At 52.5% G+C, this 9,586-nt stretch carries 6 protein-coding genes and 4 pseudogenes; 5 read left to right on the top strand and 5 right to left on the bottom strand.

The genetic code is table 11. From position 1 onward, the window contains the following. Positions 1–131 precede the first annotated feature (131 nt). From H5P17_RS25790 to ltrA, 4 genes are all read left to right on the top strand, one after another. A complete protein-coding gene (locus H5P17_RS25790; protein WP_370570062.1) occupies positions 132–620 on the top strand; it encodes a recombinase family protein in 489 nt (162 codons plus the stop codon). After that, positions 617–1,588: an Rpn family recombination-promoting nuclease/putative transposase gene (locus H5P17_RS25785; RefSeq protein WP_182825839.1), complete on the top strand. Its 972-nt coding sequence runs from the start codon at positions 617–619 to the stop codon at positions 1,586–1,588. Before H5P17_RS25790 ends, H5P17_RS25785 begins: the two co-directional genes overlap by 4 nt. A gap of 28 nt (positions 1,589–1,616) precedes the next feature. Then, positions 1,617–2,231, top strand: a complete 615-nt coding sequence (locus H5P17_RS25780) for a DUF2913 family protein (protein ID WP_182825838.1) — start codon at positions 1,617–1,619, stop codon at positions 2,229–2,231. Between the two features lie 691 nt (positions 2,232–2,922). Next, positions 2,923–4,656 (top strand): group II intron reverse transcriptase/maturase, encoded by a 1,734-nt coding sequence (gene ltrA, locus H5P17_RS25775; protein WP_370570063.1) that lies wholly within the window; start codon positions 2,923–2,925, stop codon positions 4,654–4,656. A 750-nt stretch (positions 4,657–5,406) separates the two neighbouring features. Here the strand turns inward: ltrA and H5P17_RS25770 are convergent. The 3 pseudogenes from H5P17_RS25770 to H5P17_RS25760 form a co-directional block, all read right to left on the bottom strand. Beyond that, a pseudogene (locus H5P17_RS25770) lies at positions 5,407–6,916 on the bottom strand (IS66 family transposase). 58 nt (positions 6,917–6,974) lie between these two features. After that, positions 6,975–7,356 (bottom strand): annotated as a pseudogene (gene tnpB, locus H5P17_RS25765) (IS66 family insertion sequence element accessory protein TnpB). After that, positions 7,350–7,670: pseudogene (locus H5P17_RS25760) on the bottom strand (IS66 family insertion sequence element accessory protein TnpB). The pseudogenes tnpB and H5P17_RS25760 overlap by 7 nt, the downstream one beginning before the upstream one ends. A gap of 87 nt (positions 7,671–7,757) precedes the next feature. On the opposite strand from H5P17_RS25760, the pseudogene H5P17_RS26760 reads away from it, so the two are divergent. Beyond that, a pseudogene (locus H5P17_RS26760) lies at positions 7,758–7,838 on the top strand (hypothetical protein); the annotation flags it as partial. Positions 7,839–8,252: 414 nt separating this feature from the next. Here H5P17_RS26760 and H5P17_RS25755 read toward each other — a convergent pair. Then, entirely contained in the window at positions 8,253–9,242 is a 990-nt protein-coding gene (locus H5P17_RS25755) for a replication initiation protein (RefSeq protein WP_182825836.1), read from the bottom strand. Between the two features lie 112 nt (positions 9,243–9,354). Continuing rightward, positions 9,355–9,586, bottom strand: a 232-nt coding sequence (locus H5P17_RS26580) for a hypothetical protein (protein ID WP_220496972.1), incomplete at its 5' end; no start/stop codon positions are given.

The following is a 9,586-nucleotide window of genomic DNA, read 5'->3' as shown; positions in this document are numbered from 1 at the left end:
CGGCTAGGACACATACCGCCTGCAGAAGCCGAAAAAGCCTATTATGCTTCCAGTGCAAATAATGTTCTGGCAGCCTGAGCTTCTGGACTTAACTCTCTCCAAGAAAACCGGCGCGGTTCAGCCTTGATTACTTGCGAGAAGGGGATACGTTGGTGATCACCCGTATCGATCGCCTGTCACGTAGTCTGCGCGACTTACAGAATCTGGTTCATGAACTTGAAGGGCAAAACATCAAGCTCAGGGCGACCGAGCAGGCCATCGATACCTCTTCGGCGTCCGGCAAGGCTTTCCTGGATATGTTGGGCGTCTTCGCCGAATTCGAGACACGCCTGCGTCAGGAACGGCAACGGGAAGGCATTGCCCGCGCGAAAGCCAGAGGGGCATATAAAGGAAGAAAACCCACCGCTCAGGCTAAAGCGCAGCAGGTGATTGAATTGACGCTGGCCGGACTCACCCGCGAAGCGGTTGCCGACCAACTGGGCATAGGCAGAGCCAGCGTCTACCGAATATTAAAAACCTGGCGGCAGCAACATCCCGACGCTATTTTTCCCGGAGAGCGGGTGAAGCCTTCGCTCAACCATAGTGAGCCGGCGACCGAACATGTTACGATAGCGCCATGAAAAAAAATCCAACGCCCCATGATGCCACTTTCCGGCAATTTCTGACGCAACCCGAAATTGCCCGCGACTTCATGGAGATACATTTGCCGGCCGACCTGCGGGCCATCTGTGACCTCAGCACGCTGAAGCTGGAGTCCGGCTCCTTTGTCGAAGATGACCTGCGCCAGTATTTCAGCGACGTGCTCTACAGCCTGAAAACCACCGACGGCGCTGACGGTTACGTGCACGTGCTTATTGAACACCAGTCCAGCCCGGATAAGCACATGGCGTTTCGCCTCATTCGCTATGCCATCGCCGCCATGCAGCGTCACCTCGACGCCGGCCACAAAACGCTGCCGTTGGTCATTCCGGTACTGTTCTACACCGGCAAACGCAGCCCGTACCCTTACTCGACCAACTGGCTGCAGGAGTTTGATGATCCAACGCTGGCCGGGAAACTGTACACCGGCGATTTTCCGCTGGTTGATGTGACGGTCATTCCCGACGAAGAGATTATGGGTCACCGCAGCATGGCCGCTCTGACCCTGCTGCAGAAACATATTCGCCAGCGCGACCTGGCCGAACTGACCGACAGGCTGTCCGCCATTCTGCTGGCCGGCTATCTCTCTTCGCCACAGGTGATTTCGCTGATACACTATATTATCCAGGCCGGTGAATCGGCGAATGCAGAGGCATTTGTCCGCGCACTGGCCCTGCGGGTACCGCAACATGAGGATGAACTGATGACCATCGCACAACAGCTTGAACAAAAAGGTATCGAGAAGGGTATCCAGAAAGGTATCGAGGAGGGTATCCAGAAAGGTATCCAATTGGGTGAACAGCGCGGTATGGAAAAAGGACGCCAAGAAGGTGAACGCGAAGCTGCACTGAAAATCGCCCGCACCATGCTGGCAAATGGCCTCGATCGCGACGCGGTGATGAAAATGACCGGGCTGACCGCTGACGACCTGGCGCAGATCCGCCACTAATCTTTCGCTTCGACGGGCAGGGCAGCCATTGACTGATAAAACCGCATCCGTTTCCCCGGAAAACACCACCTCAGCGCTCAGCCACCTGGCGTTCTGCGCTCTGGCGGCGCTGGGGCTGGCGCGCCAGGACGGTATCGCCGGCACGCCCTATGCCGAAAACCTGTTCCTGATCCGCTGGCTGGCCACCGCCCAAAAGCAAAAACGCTTCCCCAGGAGCGTGGCGATTGACATCCAGTGGCTGCTCGAACGTGGCCGCAAACACGGCCCTGCCGGCAAACTGCGTCAGCATCTTGACTACCTCTGGCGCTCCTGCAGCGGCAACCTGGCCGCTCAATCCGACCTGTTCCGGCTCACCTACGCCTCCGAAACCCTGAAAGACCAGGGCTGGGACAATTATGTGCTGGACGCGAAAGAGTGGAAGTCCGGCGTCGTGCCGACACCGTCACAACATAACGGGTTCTACGTCGAAAAAACGGCGCTGAATGCCGCTTTTGCCCAGGACGGTCGCCATCTGCACTCCGTCACGTTTCGGGTGGTCGGTGACGCCGACCGGTTTATGCATGTGATGGCCGAGTACGGACTGTGTACGTGCCGGCAGGGAAGCACGTCAGCCAGCCACACCATCGCGCTCGAACCTGCGTAACACTGCTACCGCCACGGTCCCCATATTCCGCCACCGGCGCCGCGCCCCCACTGCCAGGACGTTATCCACAAATTTGGGGGATGTGCGACTCGAAGTCGATAATGTAATTGTTTCATGTTGCTGACGATTTACTGACAGCAAACAATGAAACCCTCTCTGCCGTGAGAGGTAGCCTATCTTGACATGCGTTGCGGGTAACTGCGGGGTGTGAAGCTCGAGTGACAATGTACCGAATCGCAGGTATTGCCGTGAGGTGAGACGCGAACCTGGAAGCTTCATCCGGGATAGGGCTAGGCTGATTGGTATGGTCAACATATGTGAATCGTTGATAAACATCGAGAAATTTGACAAGTGCAAGAAGCTGAGACACTTGAGCCAAAATGGCATGCGCTGGCATCTTACTATCCCCTTGAGATGCACGGTCACCAAAGCGCACGGTGAATAGACGAGACCTAACCCAAATCTGTTACATCAATCGGAACGAGGTAAGCCCGATATTCTGCCCAAAGTAACAGGGCAAGTGAACCGCAAGGAACACCCATGGAATAGCGGGTAGAGGATGGGACAAAAAGCAAATGCCATTTTGTAATGAGATGGATAGATGCCCTGCATCAAGACGAAAGTCTGCTGACTTGTCTCTGGTCACCATTGCGAGATATCTCGCGGAACTTCTCTTTAGGGGGAAATGCAAATGACTGTGCTGTCAAAGGCGGATGCAGCTCCCACTCTGGACTGGCGCAACATCCCTTGGGATAAATGCTACCCGGAGGTAAGGAAGCTGCAAGCCCGTATCGCAAAAGCAACTCGGGAAGGTCGCTGGCGTAAGGTTAAAGCCCTGCAATGGCTGCTGACTCACTCGTTTTACGCCAAAGCATTGGCGGTAAGGCGCGTTACTGAAAATCAGGGGAAACGTACTGCCGGGGTTGATGGTATTACATGGTCCACTCCCGAAGCGAAAGCTAAAGGAATTCTGTCTTTGAGGCGATTCGGCTATAAGCCGAAAGCGCTCCGACGGGTATATATCCCGAAATCCAATGGGAAACTGCGACCACTGGGGATCCCAACCATGCAGGATCGGGCAATGCAGGCGTTACATCAGTCCGCATTGGTACCAGTTTCGGAGACAACAGCGGATTATGACAGTTATGGATTTAGACCTGAGCGCTCTGCACATGATGCTGTCGGGAAGCTATTTGGGGTTCTTGCTCGCAAAGGGGCGGCTCAATGGGTTCTGGAAGGCGATATCAAAGGGTGCTTTGACCACATCAGTCATGACTGGATGCTCAAAAACATCTGTATTGATGCAAAAGTACTGAGCATGTGGCTCAAATCGGGATACGTAGATCAACATAAATTTTACCCAACGGATGCAGGAACGCCGCAAGGTGGGATTATATCCCCCACATTGGCAAATTTAGTGCTGGATGGTCTGGAGGATTTACTAATCAAGCGTTTTGGCCGCAGCGCAGGGGCAAAGCGATACCTCCCGAAGAAGACTAAAGAGTACCAAATTAACTATGTGCGATATGCAGATGATTTCGTGATTACCGGAAGTTCAAAAGAGTTATTGGAATCCGAAGTAAGGCCGCTTGTAGAGGCTTTCTTGGCTGAACGGGGGTTAACGCTCTCGAAAGAAAAGACTCATGTAACGCATATATCGGATGGCTTCGACTTTCTCGGGCAAAACATTCGAAAGTACCATTGTGGTACCCCGAATGAAAAGTTGCTGATAAAACCTTCTGCCAAGAACGTCAAAACGTTCATGGATAATATCAGAATGACTATCAGGGCTTTAGCTACTGCGAAACAGGAATCGGTTATTAGAGTGCTCAACCCGAAAATTCAGGGTTGGGCTAACTATCATAGCCATGTGGTTTCTAAAGCGATCTACGCAAAGATTGACCATCTTATCTGGCGTCGTTTATGGGCGTGGGCATGTCGTCGGCATCCGAACAAATCGAAATGCTGGATCCACAGGCGATATTTCGGACAGTTAGGAAATCGCAGGCATGTTTTCTATTGCCAATTTTTTCGGGAAGATGGAACGAAGGGAATGCTGAAACTACGGAATGCGGATGATGTTGTTATTGTCCGACACGCCAAAATTAAAAGTGAAGCAAACCCCTACGACCATCGCTTTGAGGAATATTTCGAAGCACGTTCCACGTTGAAAATGGAACGTAATATCTCTGGTAAACATAAGCTTAGATATCTGTGGCGCAGGCAGTCGGGGCGTTGCCCTGTCTGTGGAGAGCCTATATCCGCGATTACGCGATGGCATGCACATCATCTTATCCAACGTATTGATGGTGGTTCAGATGATGTTTCAAACCTCTGGTTACTCCATCCTAGTTGCCACAGACAACACCATGCCAACCCTAATTTGAAGTGGAAATTGCTGGTTAAATCGGAAGATTTGGCTTAGCTGTGATTGAAGCCGTATGCAGGGAAACTTGCACGTACGGTTTTTAGGGGGGAGTGTCGGCTGCAAGGCTGCACTCCTACCCACCAACCTGTGCGCATCGCCGGTAAAAATATTCACCTCAAAATGAGGGGCTTGTGCCCGTCGCGCGGTTGACCTCGCCATAGCCCCTTGCCATTCCTCGTCGGTTTTATATTATACTGGTTATGTATGGCGAGTCGATCGTCTCAGGTTTCAGAACAGGTGTTGTGTCAGGCGTTGAAGTACTGACCAGGGTGTTTGCGGACAGGTGTCGAAGTACTGACTGCGGTAATCGCGGATATGTGATGCAGGTACTGACTCGGCTGAAGCCCGTGGAGTATGGCTTTGCCGCGATCCCTGTGTCAGGTGCGCAACACCCGACAACAGGTATGACGTAACGTTGCGACGAACTCATATTGACGCGTTTTTTTAGTGTGCGTCAGCAGTAGCGTATGCGAATAAACACAACCAGGCTATAGGGTTTTGTTCCATGGCATTGCGCCGTGGCGATCGCCAGGATGGCAGGTACTGAGGTCAAGCGCTGAAGTACTGAGTCGGGTTATCGCGTCAGGTCGCGAAGTACTGACAAGGGTAATGGCTCCCGGGGGACTCAGGTACTTACTCTTTGTCAGCCCTCGTGATTACTGGCTTTGCGAGTTTCGTGTCGTCAGGCGTTCAACACCCTACTGCAGGTTCTGGCCCGGCCCGGGAACACCTGACGGCAGGTATCACTCATCCGGAGAAGGTAACCCCCTCAAGAGGCAACAACTCTGCCAGTCGCTCCTCCGGCCACTCAGGCAGACGTTTCAGTACGTAACTCAACCACGCATGCGGCTCCAGACCGTTCATCTTCGCCGTTTCCAGCAGGCTCATGATCTGCGCTGCGCGGGTTCCTGCAGCCAGTGAACCTGCGAAGAGCCAGTTTGAGCATCCCATTACCACAGGTCTGATGGCGCGTTCGCAGCGATTGTTGTCAAGCGGCAGAGTACCATCATCAAGGTAGCGGCTGAGCGTTTCACGTCGTTTCAGCATATATCCAACGGCCTTACCCCGCGCCGAGTTTTCCGAGCACGTATCTTTTTGCTGCTCCAGCCATCGCCACAGTTTGTCGATAACCGGTCGGGAGTAACGTTGTCGCCACTGGCGGATCTTTTCTGCCGGGCGATTCCGGATCTTCTTCTCCAGCCGGTACAGCCCGGCGATCTGTCTGACCGCCATCTCCGCACGCGGATCCTGGTTCGCTTTATACAGATCGGCGAAGCCACGGCGGGCGTGCGCCTAGCATCCAACCAGTGTGACCCCCAGGACATTTTCCGCCAGGGTCTTAAGCGGTATGACCATCAACAACCAGAGAGCCTTGCCAGCCCTGAAGCCAGGCAGCAGAATGTTCATGTCCACGCCCCGTCTGACTGTCGAAGCAGACGATCGCAGGGCCACTTTTTTCACCGCTGGCGTAGACCCACAGGTAGCCAGAACGCGTTTTACCGCCTTTTCGGGTATCCAGGATACGCATGATGGTTTCATCGGCGTGCAGAACAGTGCGGGTCAGTAGTTCCCGGTGCTACAGTTCCGTCAGCGGGTTAAGCGCCACGCCGGCAGCACCCACCCAGCCCGCCATCGTGCTGACAGGTAACTCAACGTCTGCACGGGCGAAGATATGCTGCTGGCGGTAAAGGGGCTGGTAGTCACGGAACTTGCTGACCACCACCTGCGCCACAAGGCTGGCTTCTGCGATACCTTTAGGGATGAGTTGTGTCGGCATCTGACCGCTGATGACCTTTTCATAACAAGGACACCCATACTGGGGACGGACGTACTGGTTGACCACGAAGCTTGCCGGGATGTACTCTAGCTTTTCGCTGATCTCATCGCGGATGAAGCGAAGCGCCACGCCGCAGTCAGTACAGGTTTCTGACGCCAGCGGGATATATTTTTTAACGCGAGGGAGATGTGCTGGCAGCACTTTTCGCACAGGGCGGGAAGATGATGGTTTTTCTGCCCCTTCCTTTGTATCCTGCTACAACAGCGCGTTCAGTTGTGTTTCCGCCGCCGCGATATCGGCTTCGCTATCTTCTTCGAAGCGCTGCTGGCGGGCCAGCATCAGTGCCTCTTCCAGCAGGCGGATACGCTGCTCTTTTGCCACCAGTTCAGTGTTTTTCTCCGTCACCACTTTCTGCACCATGGCAAGGGCCATAGCGCGAAGCTGTTCGATGTCATTGGTGGTGAGAAGTGATATATCCATGTCGGTAATTATACTTTGGCACGGATATTCAAGGTTTTCATGATGTTACATAGTATGATTACAACGAGGTTACTGCGGAGCCACTCTCCTTGCGGAAGACCCATTTGGCTAGGTCGTGGCCATTGAGCTGCTGCCAGTCAACGCCGGTGATCAACCAGTTGAACTAATCCTGAGTGAGAGACCAGGCTTTGTCGCCCGCACGAGGCCAGCAGAAGTGCCCCTTATGCAGACGACGAACGCACAGCCAGACGCCATGCTTGTCCCAGCGCAACACCTTACAACACCTTAATGCGCGAGCGGGCTTTGTTGGTGAAGACGAACGCTGCGCCTTCGTGCCACGAGGATTTCAGCTCGTCCTGGACATACTGCGTCAGTGTGTCGATCCCGCGCCGCACATCAATGGGCTGGACAGCCAGGAAGACATTATCAGGCGTCAGCATAACGTAACATCGGTTAACTGTGACGGATGGCAACACATCCGTATTCCTCCGGGGAGGTGTAGCGTGATGGGGTCATTGGCGGCCGCATGTTGCTAAACGGTGTCGGTACTCACCGGTGCTGCCGAAACAGTGACGGGAATAACTTCTGGCGCTTTTGCACGCCGTTCCGCCTGCGCCACATCCTGCGGCCACTGTCGCAGAAATTTGAACGGAATATCATAAAGGTCGCAATATTGTTCACGGGTGAGGCCGCTAGACCGCCATGCAGTGACGTGATGTTTTTTCTGATCAAAAGTCCATCGAATTTTTGGCATTGTTCGATCTCCATGAGAGTGGTACGAATGCCGGTCATACTAACTGCCTGAAAATTCCTGTGAAGACGAGTTCACCGTATGGCTACCATAGTCACCTGCGCTCTGGCAAATAAGTTGGCCAGGATAGCATGGGCCCTGACTATCAGGGATAAGCCATTTGAAGCATAACTGTCGACAATTCTAACTATTAAACATTCATTTACCTGGTTTTGCGGATACTGATTACTGATGATATAAACGGCCAAGCGGCCTGATGAAGAACCTGTGGTTCAGAGAGGCCTGAAGGCCGTTGAATTTATAAGGTTCATCAGGCGCGGAACTCATCGAGGCGCGGGCGTAATGCCTATTCAGACACCGGATAGATTCATGCAAGCCAACAATATCGTCAAGATCGGTGTTGCAAAAACGGAAGTGACCATAGATCTTAACCATGAACGTCAAGACGGCTTAGATGAGACGCTTACACAACGACGACGATATCTATATGATAAACAGTTAGCTTGTTACATTGGTTATTTTTGTGATTGAAATCAATAATATAATACAACTCCTGAGTAGTTTGCACATCAGGGATGTTACATGTTACTCAACCGTCTTTCGACGTTGAGCCCGGAATTTGATGGCGTCTAACGTCTCTTTTTCTTTGTCACGGTGCCCCACTTTCTTGTACCAGCCGGCCAGTTTTCTTAAGTCCGGCACACTCACCTTTTCATTAGGATCATAGGCTTCCAACTGAGCCATATACTGGGTCAACAGTGCAATACATTTTCTGGCCCATTCCCCTTCAGCAGCCGATCCTGCGGTCACATGAGGGCGACGAAGCAGACGTGGGCGCATCGGTTTTACCGCTTCCGGTGCGGACTCATCGACATAGGTAAATTTGATGGCGTGCACGGAACGGCCTATCTTCACAGGTTCCCAAATCACCGAGATATCGGTCGAGGCATTAATGCGGTCGAGAGAGGGTTGCAACAGTTTTTGCCTGAAGTCCCGGTAATCCTGGTATTTTCCTTGCAAATTAGCCTTCTCTCGCATCCATTCGATCTCGAGGGTGACTTCAATGGTCCCATGACTCCGGTACCGTGTCAGGTTGCGCGCCTTGACCAACCAGCTGTAAAGACGGATCGAGAAAGGCGTATCCAGTCTGGCCAGGTTTATAAAGTCCAGTTTGGTAAAGCTTTCTTTGAGTTCAAACAGATAAGGGGCGACGTCCTGCCCAAAACGCAGCACAACCGCACTGTGATCATCATTGCTGACATACTCAAGGCGCGAAAACCATGAAAGCTGAACAGTTCGGACCTTCCCATTCCGGTCTTCTTTGTAGATCGTCACAGGTTTTTTCATCAGGCTGTTAGCGGCATCGCGCAGTTGGCGGTGGCTGCTGGTCGAGTTGACACCGTAAATGCGCTGGTAATCACGAGGATAAAGGGTGTACAACATGTCCGGTTGTGGCTTTCTGCTATCAATTTGCGCAAGGGCCAGGTTCAGGAGGCGCATTTCGTCCAGTGTTACGCCATAGGCGCCCTCAAGAAGATCGTTCCCCTGCACCACAGTCATTGTGTCATGATTCATTCGCTCTATCCATAATGTGGAAACACAGGAACATTATTCCACATTAATGAGGGGCGCGTAAATCGTAATCCCCCCTTGATCCATGATATTCCTCACAACAAATCTATGCATATCAGGAAATGATTCCACCTGTCTTCCCAACGGCAATCTCAGGATACCCAGAGACATCACTACCGCCACAGATAAACTCTCCACCGTTACCGTACACAAACAGGAAATCTCTCCACTCATAGAAATATCCCGAATATTCCATCTCTCCTTTCTTCAGGTGAGCTGCGGAATAAAAAACATGAATAAGAACAATCTGTATACAGAATAAGATCTCGATGCGAATCATTACATGC

This window comes from Serratia sp. OS31, from assembly GCF_014164835.1.
GTDB classification, from domain to species: domain Bacteria; phylum Pseudomonadota; class Gammaproteobacteria; order Enterobacterales; family Enterobacteriaceae; genus Serratia; species Serratia liquefaciens_A.
The sequence above is the reverse complement of the archived record's forward strand: the minus strand, read 5'-3'. Positions and strand labels throughout refer to the sequence as shown.